Source organism: Chitinophaga agri (genome assembly GCF_010093065.1).
Classification (GTDB): Bacteria; Bacteroidota; Bacteroidia; order Chitinophagales; family Chitinophagaceae; genus Chitinophaga; species Chitinophaga agri.
In genome coordinates this window covers 5,569,684-5,583,519 of record NZ_CP048113.1, presented here as the reverse complement: position 1 = coordinate 5,583,519, position 13,836 = coordinate 5,569,684, and the positions used below count along the sequence as shown (strand labels likewise).

Genomic DNA, 13,836 nt, shown 5'->3' with positions numbered 1-13,836 from the left:
TCCTCATAAAATTGTTCATATGAAGACATCATCAGGCTTTAAATCAACGTATCTATTAGGTGGCGATCTCGAGATCAATCGCATGGGCTATGGCGCTATGCGTATAACTGGTCCGCAGATATGGGGAATGCCAGAGAATCCGCAGCACTCAATTGACGTATTACAACGGGCTGTTGAACTGGGCGTAAACTTCATTGACACTGCTGATCAATATGGCCCGTTTACTTCTGAACAGCTTATCGCTGAAGCATTACATCCTTATCAGGAACATATAGTCGTGGGTACTAAAGGTGGGCTTGTACGTTTCGGCCCATGGGCAGATATTAACAACGACGCCAGTCCACAACATTTACAGGATGCACTTGATGGTAGTTTACGCAGACTGAAACTGGAGCAGATAGCACTTTACCAGCTTCACCGCATTGACCCGAAGGTACCTGCTGAGATCAGCTTTGACTTTCTTGCCAAAGCACAACAACAAGGTAAGATCAGACATCTGGGACTCTCAGAAGTTTCTGTGGACGATATTAAGCTGGCGCAGCAACATTTTAAGGTGGCGTCTGTTCAGAACCGCTATAGCGTGCTGGATCGGCAGTGGAAGCCGGTACTGGAATACTGTAAATCGCAGGGTATCGCTTTCATCCCATGGTTCCCGATAGGCGGAGGGATGGTACAGTTAGAAGGCCAACTAAAAGACATTGCGAACCGTAAGCAGGTAACCATGCATCAGCTGGCACTGGCCTGGTTATTACATCACGCAGATAATATTCTGCTGATCCCGGGTACTTCCAGCGTCGCTCACCTTGAAGAGAATATAAAGGCAGCTGGTATCGCACTGACCGCCGAGGACATGAAAGAACTGGATGGATTGACTAAAGCGCAGTAATACCAACACAAACAGGGATAGTACAGATGTATTATCCCTGTTTGAATGATATGAGTTATTCATTTACCAGCTCATCTACCCCTGGCACGAGACGGTCAGCGATAGCATAAGATCAGTAAGAAAATACTTAGTCATTAAAGTGGTACAGGAATACCACATCACCCGTGTAGGCCGGCTTCGCCTTTCCTTTAATACTGAGCGTAGCACCGATCACTACTTTTGTAACACCTCTCAGATCAACTATAGTATTGAGTTTCGCTTTCAATTGAACTTCGTCGTTCACCAGCACTGCCTGGCCAAACTTGAACTGTTCTATACCGTAGTTAATCTCCATTTTAACATTGCGGATATCTGCAATTTGCTTCCACAGATAAGGAATTAAAGATAGTGTCAAATAACCGTGGGCAATGGTAGACTGAAAGGGACCTTCGTTCTTTGCTCTTTCCTCATCACAGTGGATCCATTGATGATCAAGCGTTGCATCTGCAAATTTATTGATCTGGTCCTGGTCTATTGTATGCCATTGAGAAACTCCGATTTCCTTGCCTTCGTAGGCTTTGTATTCTGCGAAACTATTGACAATTACCACAATTCTTTGGTTTAGTGTTAAAGTTAGAAGAGCCTGGTAGAACAAATGTCACCAGGACAAAGCGAATTTATAACCTATTTGCTCATGTATCCAAACATTTTTCATTTTGCTGCATCGAAAATTAGCAGGTATCTACCCCTGCAAAAGCATTACCCCATAGGCGCATAAGGGATAAACAAAAATACAACTTACTGAATTTCATTATTTTTTACAACAACAAATGATAAGCTTACACCTGAGTACATCATACCAGAGACCTTTAATATCCAGTTGTCGTTTCACGCCTGATGCATTCCTCTACAGCGGTAGGAGTGATAATCCGGCCGATTAAGTATTATTGCACCCCAAACCTATACCCGAATGAAAAAAATACTATGGATGGCGGTCCTCCAACTGGGAACCATTCAGGCATTCTCTCAATCCTATATTTATCAGCTATTCAATCGTGAGGACAAAGTCCAGTCATGGCAGTACTTCCAGGAATATAGCTGCATGTATGCTTCCGTGATGGGAAGAATATCGTTCACAAAAAATCTATCATTCAAGCAACGACTGAGTCCGGAAAACCATATTAACCTGGACAGCCTGGACAAACCGGCCATTGCTTTTAAAAACAGTCTGCCTAACGATTTCGATAAAAACGGCGCTCCCGTGTTTCCCTTTAATATGGATCCTGATCATGCGAAGGAAAGCCCCTGGGTGGAAAATATCTATCTGAGGGATGATAGTAAAGGGGGGATTCAGGTATTCGGGGTTATAAAACTGATCTATGATGATAATATTACCGGCAATAAAAAAGGCACACAGCGGATTAAAAACATCATTATCATATCAGACCCTAAGATGCTTAAAAAATATGTCTCATTTGTAAAGCGACTTAAAGACGTACGTAAGGATGAGATACAGAAGATGCAGGAAGAGGAAAAACTCGCTCCTCCTCCTCCTCCGCCACCACCACCACCGCCCGGGCGCTAAGGAGTGCTCTTACAAGGATAATCGCTATAACATAAAAGGAAAGCTGTCAGTACCGACAGCTTTCCTTTTATGTGTATATCAGCACTGAGATAGATACGTCATTCCAGCAAGGTAATAGCACCAGTAAGGGCATCAGTAACAGCGGATGCCCTTACCGGTTGTGTGCCATAGAACTTATAGTTTCCTGATGTATCCAATAGTAATCCCTCTGAAACAATCATCTGCACATCCATCCGGTACATATCCACATAGAGAGATCATTCCCCCATTCAAAGTCTCAAAGTAGGTTTTCGCGTCGCCCCTCTTTTTCAGCCAGTCACTCTTCGCCTGCGCATAAATGTCATCCAGCGTAAAAGGCTTTGCTCCTTCCTGATGTGAACCGAGATCCGTATTGTTCTCCTCCCACTGCGCGAGAACCACCAGCTGAGGTCCGGTGCCCTCCCGCTCTTTGTGCACATAAGAACGCGCTACCACCTGCCCATTCCTGACAGTCAGGACGGTTTCTGTCACCGTACCGGTCCAGCTACCAGTAGTGACCATGTAACTGTATGAATTACCAGCAGATGCTTTGAAGTTACTCCACACCCGCTCACTGGTATGGAAATTATCTGCGTACTCCATATCTTTCTTACAGGCAATAAATAAACTACAGATTATCAGTAATAGAACAGGGTAAACGTATATTTTCATAACGACAGGTTTAACGTGAAACGATACAGGAGTACAGAAGTTACACTGTTAACCAGCCAGGGAGACATATTGAGTGGCTTTACCTATTTTATTTAAGTTAACTTTAGAAATTATCCATATTTGCTACTGAAACTTATCCCAAGATGAAAAGAATCATCCCTTACCTGCTACTACTGTTATTCGCAGTTACCACAAACGGCTTCGCCCAGTCCTGGATAGACCAGCTGAAAACATTCCGGGATGCCGTATATCAAAGAGATAAAGAGACCGCCAAACAGTTCTTTAATTACTGCATTCTTCATGGCAGGGTAACACTACAGAACTTCCCTTCTAATTTGTACATTTACAGCCGTTTTATAAATACGCAATGAAAATTGTTCCTTACATTCTGTTATATCTCATACTGGCGGTGGCCTGGTGCATATTATTCTATCATTTCATGTCTCCTCAGAAGTCCAGCCAGCTCATCCTGCTCTTAGCTTCAGGAACAGCATTTTACAGTCTGATCTGGGCGTTGCTCATCTCCCTGTTCCAACGATTGCTGGGCTGGCGCGGATACGGCATGTTATGGGTGCCTGTTGCGATTGCCATCGTATTCCTGTTAGGTATGGACCGGTCTACTTTCGTATTTATGATCGGACTGATGTTTATCAGCGAACTGGTTTCTTTGACAAAGATCCTTGCGTACAGACGCAGGAATCCACGTTAGAAGCCACACACGCCCAAACTGAAGCGCCTTCTTTTACACTAATCATCCCTTACCAATGAAAAAAATTCTCTGGATTGTCATCCTTCAACTTGCAGCCGTACCCGCATTTTCCCAAAGCAAGTCGATTATTTATTCGATCGCCAACAGGAACGGCGAACGCAGGGATATGTTATTCACTGGCTATATCACTGATATCCTGTATCTCGCAAAAGATGGTAAATCTTTCAAAGAAGCACACCACCTGAAGTTCAGCACCAATAGTCAAATTAATCTTGACAGCCTTGATATGAAAGCCGTTCCTTTCAGAAAGGCATTTCCAAAAGACTACTTTAACAATGGCGCGGCAACACTTACTCTTGATACACAACCAAATGAAGATGGCAGTATCTGGTATGAACAGGTTTTGGTGGTAGAAGACAGCAAAGGAGGCATCAAACCGTTTGCCGCATTAAAAGTAGTTTTTGAAGGGACCGATGCGACGAAAGAAAGGATCTCACCAAAGATCAAAGATATTGTCTTTACAACAACACCCGGTGCGCTGAAGAAGTATGTGCCTGTTATTCAACAGTTAAAGCAGGCCAGGAAGATCAAAACACCGAAAGTCGTTGATGTAAACGACGCTCCTCCCCCTCCTATCCGAAGCTTATGACACCGCACCATTAACGTAGCTGGAAAAGAAGTAATTAACATTGTTTATTATATGTTTTGGACTGTATGAACACAGTACCTGATCCCGTTACTAAATAGGCACTTTAAGGTCACCAAAAGGGCACTTCAAGGGCACTTCAATATCCCTTGGATATTGAGGTGCCCTTGAAGTGCCCTTTTGGTGACCTTAAAGTGCCCTGATAATGAGACGATCAGATGCCTGTAAAAGCACTATCAGGACCTGAAAGGCGCGAAAGCGTGCATTAGGTACCCTTAATGCCCGCCGTTCCGCACCTTTACAGTGCTTCTACTCAGCCATATAAATGTTTTTTCACCCGATTCTTATTAAAACAGAGCATGTTATAAAAATAGGGGGCTATCATTCCCCGGAATGCTTGTATATCGCATAGAATTCAAGTAAACTTGTACCACCATATCGATCCGACGTTAAAAGACAAACTGTAAAACCATAATATCTTTTAAAAGGCCCAATCAATTATCCCATTGGCCACCTTTCTTTTCACCTAAACGGTATACGATGAAAACCAGATTTTCCCTCATGCGAACCAGTCGTAGCAACAAATTGCGCCTACCTGTGTTCATAACCTTCCTGCTGATGGTTGCCTTTGGCAAAACCCACGCTCAGCAGTACAATTATGCAGAAGTCCTGCAGAAATCCATGTTCTTTTACGAGTGCCAGCGCTCAGGCGTTTTACCTTCAGACAACCGCGTTACCTGGCGTGGTAACTCTGCCGTGAATGACGGAAGTGATGTAGGAAAGAACCTTTCGGGTGGCTGGTACGACGCCGGCGATCATGTCAAGTTCAACTTTCCTATGGCCTTCTCTGCTACCATGCTGGCATGGGGAGCGATCGATTTTCCCGGCGGATATACGGCATCAGGGCAACTCCCCTATCTGAAGAAGAATCTCCGCTTTGTAAATGACTATTTCATTCGCTGTCATACCGCCCCGAACGAGTTGTACGGGCAGGTAGGCAATGGTGGGATCGACCATGCCTGGTGGGGATCGGCAGAAGTAATGGCCATGTCGCGCACTTCATATAAGATCGATCAGGCACATCCCGGATCAGACCTGGCGGGTGAAACTGCGGCCGCACTGGCAGCTGCCAGTATTGTATTTAAAACCGATGATCCGGCATACAGTGCTACCCTGTTAGCCCATGCGATACAGCTGTATAATTTTGCAGATACCTACCGCGGTATCTATACGGCTGCGATCACTGATGCTGCCAGCTATTACCAGTCTTACAGTGGCTACAACGATGAACTGGTATGGGGCGCCATATGGCTGTACCGGGCTACCGGCGATACCACCTGGCTGAATAAAGCGGAATCCTACTACGCTAATCTGTCCACCGAACCACAATCCACCATAAAGTCCTTCAAATGGGGCCTGGCCTGGGATGATAAATCCTACGGATGCTACGCATTACTGGCAAAGCTGACAGGAAAGACCCAGTACAAAACAGACATAGAAAGGCATCTTGATTACTGGACAGACGGTTATAATGGTCAGCGGATCACCTATACTCCCGGCGGGCTGGCTTTTCTGGATGTCTGGGGTGCACTACGATATGCCATCAATACCGGGTTTGTGGCTGCCTATTACAAAGACGCAGCTACCACTACGGCGAAGGGCACTAAATATAATACGTTCGCACAAACGCAGATGAACTATGCGCTTGGCAGTAATCCGAACAATCGTAGCTATGTATGCGGATTTGGCACCAATCCCCCTACCCAGCCACACCATCGTACGGCACATGGATGCTGGTCCAATAATCTCAACGGCCCTCCTGCTGCGTCCAGGCATATCCTCTATGGCGCACTGGTAGGCGGTCCGGGTAATAACGACGCCTATACAGACAATCGTGGTAACTACGTTAACAATGAGGTAGCCTGTGATTACAACGCTGCATTTTCCGGTTTGCTGTCAAAGATGATACAGGATTACGGGGGCACACCTCTCGCTGGTTTCCCGGTGGCAGAAATACCTTCAGGGGAATTTATCATCGAAGCAAAGATCAACGGTAGTGGCCCTACATATACAGAATGGTCAGTATGGGTGAATAACCATACCGCATGGCCCGCACGTATTGCCACCAAACACGCCTACCGCCTGTTTGTGGATATTACCGAAGGACTGAACGCAGGCTATACGCCGGCCAGTTATGTCGTATCCGCCAATAATACAGACGTCACTTTTACGCCGTTGCAACGCTGGGGCACAACCGGGAATGTATATTATACGGAGGTTACCTTCAACTCCACTGTTAAGATCTGGCCGGGGGGGCAGGGTGAATCCAGAAAGGAATCGCAGATCCGGATAAGATTGCCTTACGAAGCGCCTGCAAGCGCCTGGAACCCGGCAAATGACTGGTCTTCTCAAAACGTAGATGGCAATCTGAAAGAAGTGGGAAATATTCCATTGTATGTGGATAATGCACTGGTATATGGCAATACCCCTACCCCACCACAGGTAGTGGCAGTTACTGGTGTTGATGTAACACCTGCCATAGATACTATCAACATCAACAGCACACTGCAAGCCAGTGCGGCTATCACTCCATCCAATGCCAGCAACAAGGCCGTTACCTGGACTTCCACCGCGCCGGCTATTGCAACGGTAAACAGTACCGGCCTTATAACAGCACTGACTGCCGGTCGTGCCGTAGTGACTGCCACTACTGTAGATGGCAGCTTCCGCGACAGCATCATCATCTATGTATCCAATGTTGTAGCACCTAAACAGTATACTTTGACTACGGCAACCAGCGGCACAGGTACAGTTACATTAAGCCCCGCTGGCGGCACGTACAATGAAGGCACTACAGTCACCCTGACGGCAACCCCAGGTAATGGGTATGTGTTCAGTAACTGGAGCGGCGGCCTTTCTGATACGCTCAATCCATTAGCAGTAACGGTCAACAGCAACCTGTCTGTCACAGCAAACTTCATTCAGGATTCCAACCAGGGCAGTTGTAACAATCCTACAGCGGTCACATTACCATTCCAGAAAGATGGTATAGGAGAATACTGCTATGTGATCACTGGAAATATCTCTTATATCAATTCATGGAATTTGAGTCTGCTGGAGATCAATGGTGTTGACTTTACCAATAAATGGTCTAACAATCTGCCTCCGAGGATTGACGGTAAGTACTACGTGCATTACGTAGCACCATATGGCTGGTCTCACTTTGAAGCCAACGGCACAGAATCCGGAGCAAGAACAAAGCCCGCGGCCAATATCCCAAAACTGACCAGTGCTATCTATCCTAATCCTGTGACACACCGCTATTTCACCCTACGGGTATCTGATCCTGAGATCATGAATGTGATGGTGACATTGACAGATATGTCGGGCAGGGTAGTACTGAGAAAGATCACAAAACCTAATGAGACGATATCAGTTCCTTACTTCATCCCGACAGGTATTTACAATGTGGAAGTAAGTACGAGGACTAAAAAGGTGATGAGTACCAAACTGATGATCCAATAAATAATGCTGAGCTTCTACTATAAAATGCAAAGGCTTCTGTTATCGGCAGAAGCCTTTGCATTTTATAGTATGATACCCATGAGTCATTTATACGTCCTGAACAACCGGTCCCATATGCTGGTATAGAACCCAAAGTTATATTGTATATCCTGATGATGATTATGATGGAATGTGGACGTGCCCAGATATTTAATCATCGGCAGACTTCTCATTTTTGCAGGTAAAGGCTCCACTCCCAGGTGCCCTGCCAGACCGAACACCACGTTGATAGTAAGATACATGAGGATCGCATACATATTGAATGGATATACTACAAGCAATAAGAGCCATAACCCACCAAAGCCAATTGCCTCAATTGGATGTAAAACAAAGAGATCTATCGGTTTCGGATCAACCGATCCATGATGCAGCCGGTGTACTGCTTTATATAGGAATGTCTTATGAATCGTTATATGAAAAACGAACATCAGCAAGTCCATCGCCATAAACAACGAAAGAAAATCAGGGATGATCTTCCAGGAAATATCAGTGGTGATATGGATAATGTGATGTTTCCACATCCAGAATCCTGCATAGGTGACTACTGTATTTAAAACATTGGTAACAGCACAGATCCCCCATTCTCCCGCTGTATACTCCCCTTTGTAAAAGTATTTGCCTATCAGCAATACAGCGAATGTGATCATAATATTTTCCGACAGGAAAATACTCCATACTGCCCACAATGGCAGGTGCAACAGATAGTTGAGCAGGTGTTCCATATTGACAGCAGGGTAAATGTAAACATTTCTATGGCAACAGTGTAGTGTGCTGACGTATCTGATATTCATCTTAGGGCAGCGGCCATCCAGGACATCACATCACTGATCACACATCCGGGATATGATATAATCTGCTCCGGAATAGTATATCTGTTCCGGAGCAAACTTTTTATTTAGCAGACAATGCAGCCAGCAATTTCTGTACCGTTGGTTCAGCAGATGCCGGATTCTGACCGGTGATCAGCAGACCGTCCTGCACTGCAAATGGCGCCCATGGAGTAGCTGCTTTCTCATATTTACCACCACGCTCTTTCAGCATGTCTTCCAGCAGAAAAGGTGTTACATCGGTACTCTTACCATCTACTTCCTCCTTGTTGGAATAACCGGTAACTGTTTTACCACTTACCAGGTAAGCGCCCTCTTTTGTCTTCACATTCTTCAATACAGCGGGAGCGTGACATACAAACGCCACTGGTTTATGCTGTGCTACGAATGACTGTATCAATGCAATGGACTGCGCATTCTCGGGCAGGTCCCACATAGGGCCATGTCCACCGGGATAGAATACAGCATCATAGTTTTTAGCCTTTACAGCACTTAGCTTCACGGTATTATTTAGTGCTGCCTGTGCAGTGGCATCACCCAGAAACTTTTTTGCAGATGGTGTCAGATAATCAGGTAACATGCTCTTTGGGTCAATGGGGCCCTTACCACCTGCCGGAGATGCGATGGTCACTTCTATACCATTTTCTTTTAACTGATAATAGGGAGTAGCAAATTCTTCCAGCCAGAGGCCCATTTTAGTACCATTTTTCATTTCAGAAAAAGAAGTCACCACGATGAGCACTTTCTTTGTTCTCTGTGCGGAGGCTTTTGTGATATTTAACGCCAGTAAAGCTATCAGGGCTATAAATGCTGAAACATATTTAATCTTACGTGTCATATATTTATTTTTTCACAAAGCTAGGTTTAGATGGTACCTTGCGCCAAGGACCTGCATCACGGATTTGATGTGATGTAGATCACATCAACCTTTAACTGATCTATATGTATCCGGCACTGAAAAAACATTTTGCAGAACTGGCCGAACTGACAGATGCCGAATTTGAGCGTATAGCCACCTGTTTCAGTGAAAAGCGGTTTAAGAAACATTCCATCATTCTCCAGCCAGGCGATGCTGTTAGTCATGAGTATTTTGTACAGAAAGGATTACTTAAGACGTTCCTGCTGGATGACAACGGCAAGGAGCATATCCTGCAATTTTCTATGGAGAACTGGTGGGTATCCGATTACCAGGCGCTACATACCGGCCTCGCCTCTTCCTTTTATATTCAGTGCCTGGAGGATGTAGAACTACTGTATATCTCCTATGAGGACAGAAGGAGACTTTGCGATGAGATCCATCAATATGAACGTTTCTGCCGGCTTAAAGTCACAGCTGGCTTTATCAGTATGCAGAACAGGGTCATGGCATTACTGAAAAATGATGCACAGTCCAGGTACCAGCAGTTGCTCAATCAGTATCCTACCCTATTCCAGCGTGTACCTAAAGCGCTGATAGCGGCTTATCTGGGGGTGAGCAGGGAAACCCTCAGCCGGTTACACAGGTAGGGAGACAGCTCATCCATATGATGTCCGCGCGCAACGGCAACACGCGCAAATAATTATACAACAACAACTTACAGCACCACACACTACTATATACTGCTCTATTAGTCAGCAGTAAAGGTCTCTGTGTCTCCCGGACACCAAAAAAATCTTTCCATTATATCAAAGTACTGCATCCTGTCGGTTGTCATATTACAAAAGCCCTCATTTTCCTTAAAATAAACCATTATCCTATGTACAAACTCACAATGCTGATAGCCGTACTTGGCTTTTTCAGTAGCTGCGCAAAAGACGCGGCTCCCACGACTGATACGACCACTACTGGTATGGAAAATACCGGTGCCCGTCAGGCGGTTGCAGCCGCAAGTGTGATCAGTTTCAGTGGCTATACCTGGGAGGTAAGGAATGAATCCGGTACTTCCGGCCCAGGACCCAATTATTGGAGCGGCGCCTCCAACAGTGTATGGGTGGACAGCGATGGCCATCTGCACCTGAAAATAAGAAAAGACGCTGCCACAGGCAGATGGTTATGCGCCGAAGTAACGTCTACCCAGTCTTTCGGGTATGGCACATATGTATGGAAGATAGAAGGTGCTGTGGATAAACTGGATAAGAACATCGTACTGGGTCTGTTCAATTACAAATCCGGTGATGATGGTCACCATGAAGTGGATATTGAATTTGCCCGCTGGGGAAATTCCGCATGGCATAATTATAATTACACCGTGTATCCGGCTACGGGTTCCGGCAATGTTTCGCAGACGTATGAACTGGCGCTGAACGGCACCTATACGTCTTACAAGTTCACCAGAACGGCAACATCCGTTTCCTATAAAGGCTATCACGGTCATAATCTTATCGAAGCAAATTCATTCTTCCCATGGACAACACCAGCCGGATATAATGTAAGCACATTATCCCTGCCGGTACACATGAATCTCTGGCTGTTCAATGGTAATGCACCATCCAATAGCCAGGAAGTTGAAATCATTATACACTCATTCTCATTTACCGCAGCGTAAATGATGTAAGTCTTGTAATGGAGAGGGTTACGCCAGGAAGGTTTCTACCTTCTGGTTAACCCTTTTCTCATTTATATGACCTGGCTGTACCGCTGTATATATATTCTCTCTGAAAACAGCATCATCCCCACTTTTATCATTGATCAGGTCATCCAGTAACCGGAAAACATCGTCTCCACCAACACGGATACAGCAAAACATACTGCTATCAGCGCATCTGACCAGTCTGCCAGATAATATTTATCATTAGTTAGCACTGCTGCCAGCCGGCTTCTCCCGCGGGTTAATATAGTATTGGGTTTATTTTAAAAAGATTACATAATTTAAGAGCTGAAATATGGAAGTTTATAAACCGATCTGATATGGCGAGTAAGGCCAAAACTATCTTTTTAGCGGACGATGATCCTGAAGATCAGGAAATTCTGAAGGATGCAATTTTGAAACAGGCGCCGTCCGTGAATATTCACTCTGTTATGAATGGCCAGCAGGCAATTGATTATCTGATCAATTGTCCGGACGATGACTTACCCTCCCTTCTCATATTTGACTATAAAATGCCCATCTTTAATGCAGTAGAAATACTGGAGAGAATAGCGGATGTTCCACAGTTGCAGACCATCCCTAAAGTGGTATGGAGTACATCTAATCAGGCCGATCATGCGAAGCGCTGTATGGATATGGGTGCAGCACTTTATTTTGTAAAACCCACGAAAACCGAAGAACTGGATAATATCGCCAGGCAAATGCTCGATCTGGGTAAAGATTAGCCCTGCTGACAGGGAATGTAAATCTCAAATATGGCACCTTCCTCCGGTACACCATGTGCCCTGATCTGCCCCCGGTGATTTAATACGATCTTTTTGCAGATAGCCAGCCCTATGCCGGTACCTGTAATCTCAGGGCGGTTATGCAAGCGCTGAAAGACATCAAAGATCTTTTCTGCATGACGAGGTTCAAATCCCAATCCATTATCAGAGACAGAGATTTTGTAACAGGCACCTTCCAGTACCTCATTTACTTCCTCTCCGGCTGGTATATACATTTGTTCAGCATTGATAATGATGCGGGGCGTTCGTTCAGGATGATGGTATTTCAGCGCATTACTGATCAGGTTATCAAACAACTGGATGAACTGAAAAGGAATGATGCGCATCACAGGTAGTGGTCCTACTTCGATGATGGCCTCCAGCTTGTCGATCGTTTCACTATGAGCCAGTAGTACTTCATTAACCATGGCATTCAGGTCGGTGTCTTCCATCTCTTTTAATTGGGAAGAGGCCCTTGAATAAGTCAGCAGATCGTCTATCAGCCCCTGCATACGGGAAGCTGCATTAATAGACCGGTTAAGATATTCTCTTTCCTTGGCGGGCAAAGCCTCAGCTGCATTATCAAATATATAGTTACTATAGAACTGTATTTTTCTCAGCGGCTCTTTCATATCATGTGCAGCAGCATAGGCAAACTGCTCCAGTTCCCGGTTCTGGAATTCCAGCTCACTGGCATATTGCCGTATCCTGTCTTCAGATAACTTCTTCTCCGTCAGGTCTCTTGTTACTTTTGAGAAACCGATCACATTTCTTTCTGCGTCATGCAGTGCTGTTATGACGATGCTTCCCCAGAAACGGGTGCCATTCTTCCTCATACGCCAACCTTCCTGCACAGCTTTCCCGGTACGGATAGCCTCAGCTATCAGCTTTTCCGGCAATTTTCTATTACGGTCCTCTGGCAGATAGAATACACTAAAATGACTGCCAATGATCTCCGACTCCTGATATCCCTTGATTTTTTCCGCGCCTTTATTCCAGTTCTGGATCACGCCGGCGCTGTCCAGCAGCAAGATCGCATAATCTTCTACCTCCTCGATCATCTTATAATAACGCTCTTCACTTTGCAGGAGCTTTTCATTCAGATGGGTAGTATGACCGGTACGTACCTCCGACCCGGGCAGTTTGATTCCAGGTATGTCCTGCAGATAATGCAACCACCCTATTGCCGTTCCCTGATGATCCCTGAGTGGTGTGGCGTTTCCACTGACCAGGATAGCAGAAAGGCCCGGGCGAGGAACGGCCTCCTGCCATGTATAAGACACAGGTACCTGTTCGTCCGCTGTGTTTTTAGGGAAGATGATGCCACTAGCAGGCGGCGTTATTCCCAATAAAAGCACAGCAGCGTCATTACCATAAATAACACGGTTAGACACATCACAGATGCAGGCGGCTACGGGTAGCAACTGTATCATAGTGATAGGTGAGATACCTGCCTCCGTTAATAATCTGTTTGCCATTACAGTGTTAAATCCCATGTCCATCCGTTGAAATTATATAATCCTAAGCTAATTTTAATGCCAGGAGAGCACTTCCTATTTAAATAATCAGTAACCGGACTAAACAACAGAAAAGCTATTTTTGCTCTTTATTGCCATATA

Annotated in this window: 15 protein-coding genes; 9 read left to right on the top strand and 6 right to left on the bottom strand. The window is 45.2% G+C overall.

Annotation, left to right across the window (positions count from 1 at the left end; translation table 11 throughout):
- The first annotated feature begins 19 nt into the window (after positions 1-19).
- Positions 20-886, top strand: a complete 867-nt coding sequence (locus GWR21_RS22360; RefSeq protein WP_162333896.1) for an aldo/keto reductase — start codon at positions 20-22, stop codon at positions 884-886.
- A 127-nt stretch (positions 887-1,013) separates the two neighbouring features.
- On the opposite strand, the gene GWR21_RS22355 is transcribed toward GWR21_RS22360, so the two are convergent.
- The gene (locus tag GWR21_RS22355) at positions 1,014-1,475 is read right to left on the bottom strand and encodes a MaoC family dehydratase (RefSeq protein ID WP_162333895.1); all 462 of its coding nucleotides are present in this window, start codon (positions 1,473-1,475) and stop codon (positions 1,014-1,016) included.
- Positions 1,476-1,835: 360 nt separating this feature from the next.
- Between GWR21_RS22355 and GWR21_RS22350 the strand changes: the two genes are divergently transcribed.
- Positions 1,836-2,450, top strand: coding sequence for a hypothetical protein (locus tag GWR21_RS22350; RefSeq protein ID WP_162333894.1), 615 nt, complete (start codon positions 1,836-1,838; stop codon positions 2,448-2,450).
- Between the two features lie 174 nt (positions 2,451-2,624).
- Here the strand turns inward: GWR21_RS22350 and GWR21_RS22345 are convergent, their stop codons facing one another.
- Positions 2,625-3,140: a hypothetical protein gene (locus GWR21_RS22345; RefSeq protein WP_162333893.1), complete on the bottom strand. Its 516-nt coding sequence runs from the start codon at positions 3,138-3,140 to the stop codon at positions 2,625-2,627.
- A gap of 143 nt (positions 3,141-3,283) precedes the next feature.
- Here GWR21_RS22345 and GWR21_RS22340 point away from each other — a divergent pair, with 143 nt between their 5' ends.
- From GWR21_RS22340 to GWR21_RS22325, 4 genes are all read left to right on the top strand, one after another.
- On the top strand, positions 3,284-3,511 hold the full coding sequence (locus GWR21_RS22340) for a hypothetical protein (RefSeq protein ID WP_162333892.1): 228 nt from the start codon (positions 3,284-3,286) through the stop codon (positions 3,509-3,511).
- Positions 3,508-3,849: a hypothetical protein gene (locus tag GWR21_RS22335; protein ID WP_162333891.1), complete on the top strand. Its 342-nt coding sequence runs from the start codon at positions 3,508-3,510 to the stop codon at positions 3,847-3,849. The genes GWR21_RS22340 and GWR21_RS22335 overlap by 4 nt, the downstream gene beginning before the upstream one ends.
- 55 nt (positions 3,850-3,904) lie before the next feature.
- A complete protein-coding gene (locus tag GWR21_RS22330; protein WP_162333890.1) occupies positions 3,905-4,498 on the top strand; it encodes a hypothetical protein in 594 nt (197 codons plus the stop codon).
- Positions 4,499-5,035: 537 nt separating this feature from the next.
- Positions 5,036-8,020: a glycoside hydrolase family 9 protein gene (locus GWR21_RS22325; RefSeq protein ID WP_162333889.1), complete on the top strand. Its 2,985-nt coding sequence runs from the start codon at positions 5,036-5,038 to the stop codon at positions 8,018-8,020.
- Between the two features lie 83 nt (positions 8,021-8,103).
- On the opposite strand, the gene GWR21_RS22320 is transcribed toward GWR21_RS22325, so the two are convergent.
- Entirely contained in the window at positions 8,104-8,781 is a 678-nt protein-coding gene (locus tag GWR21_RS22320; protein WP_238429958.1) for a sterol desaturase family protein, read from the bottom strand.
- A 169-nt stretch (positions 8,782-8,950) separates the two neighbouring features.
- Complete coding sequence (locus GWR21_RS22315; RefSeq protein ID WP_162333887.1) at positions 8,951-9,724, bottom strand: type 1 glutamine amidotransferase domain-containing protein; 774 nt, start codon at positions 9,722-9,724, stop codon at positions 8,951-8,953.
- Between the two features lie 104 nt (positions 9,725-9,828).
- Between GWR21_RS22315 and GWR21_RS22310 the strand changes: the two genes are divergently transcribed.
- The gene (locus GWR21_RS22310; RefSeq protein WP_162333886.1) at positions 9,829-10,392 is read left to right on the top strand and encodes a Crp/Fnr family transcriptional regulator; all 564 of its coding nucleotides are present in this window, start codon (positions 9,829-9,831) and stop codon (positions 10,390-10,392) included.
- Positions 10,393-10,622: 230 nt separating this feature from the next.
- Positions 10,623-11,411 carry a glycoside hydrolase family 16 protein gene (locus GWR21_RS22305; protein WP_162333885.1) on the top strand — a complete coding sequence of 263 codons (789 nt, stop codon included), beginning with the start codon at positions 10,623-10,625 and terminating at the stop codon, positions 11,409-11,411.
- 27 nt (positions 11,412-11,438) lie between these two features.
- Here GWR21_RS22305 and GWR21_RS22300 read toward each other — a convergent pair whose 3' ends face one another.
- The gene (locus GWR21_RS22300) at positions 11,439-11,612 is read right to left on the bottom strand and encodes a hypothetical protein (protein WP_162333884.1); all 174 of its coding nucleotides are present in this window, start codon (positions 11,610-11,612) and stop codon (positions 11,439-11,441) included.
- A gap of 161 nt (positions 11,613-11,773) precedes the next feature.
- On the opposite strand from GWR21_RS22300, the gene GWR21_RS22295 reads away from it, so the two are divergent.
- Entirely contained in the window at positions 11,774-12,178 is a 405-nt protein-coding gene (locus tag GWR21_RS22295) for a response regulator (RefSeq protein ID WP_162333883.1), read from the top strand.
- On the opposite strand, the gene GWR21_RS22290 is transcribed toward GWR21_RS22295, so the two are convergent.
- Positions 12,175-13,713, bottom strand: a complete 1,539-nt coding sequence (locus GWR21_RS22290) for a PAS domain-containing sensor histidine kinase (protein WP_162333882.1) — start codon at positions 13,711-13,713, stop codon at positions 12,175-12,177. The genes GWR21_RS22295 and GWR21_RS22290 overlap by 4 nt on opposite strands.
- Positions 13,714-13,836: the final 123 nt, after the last annotated feature.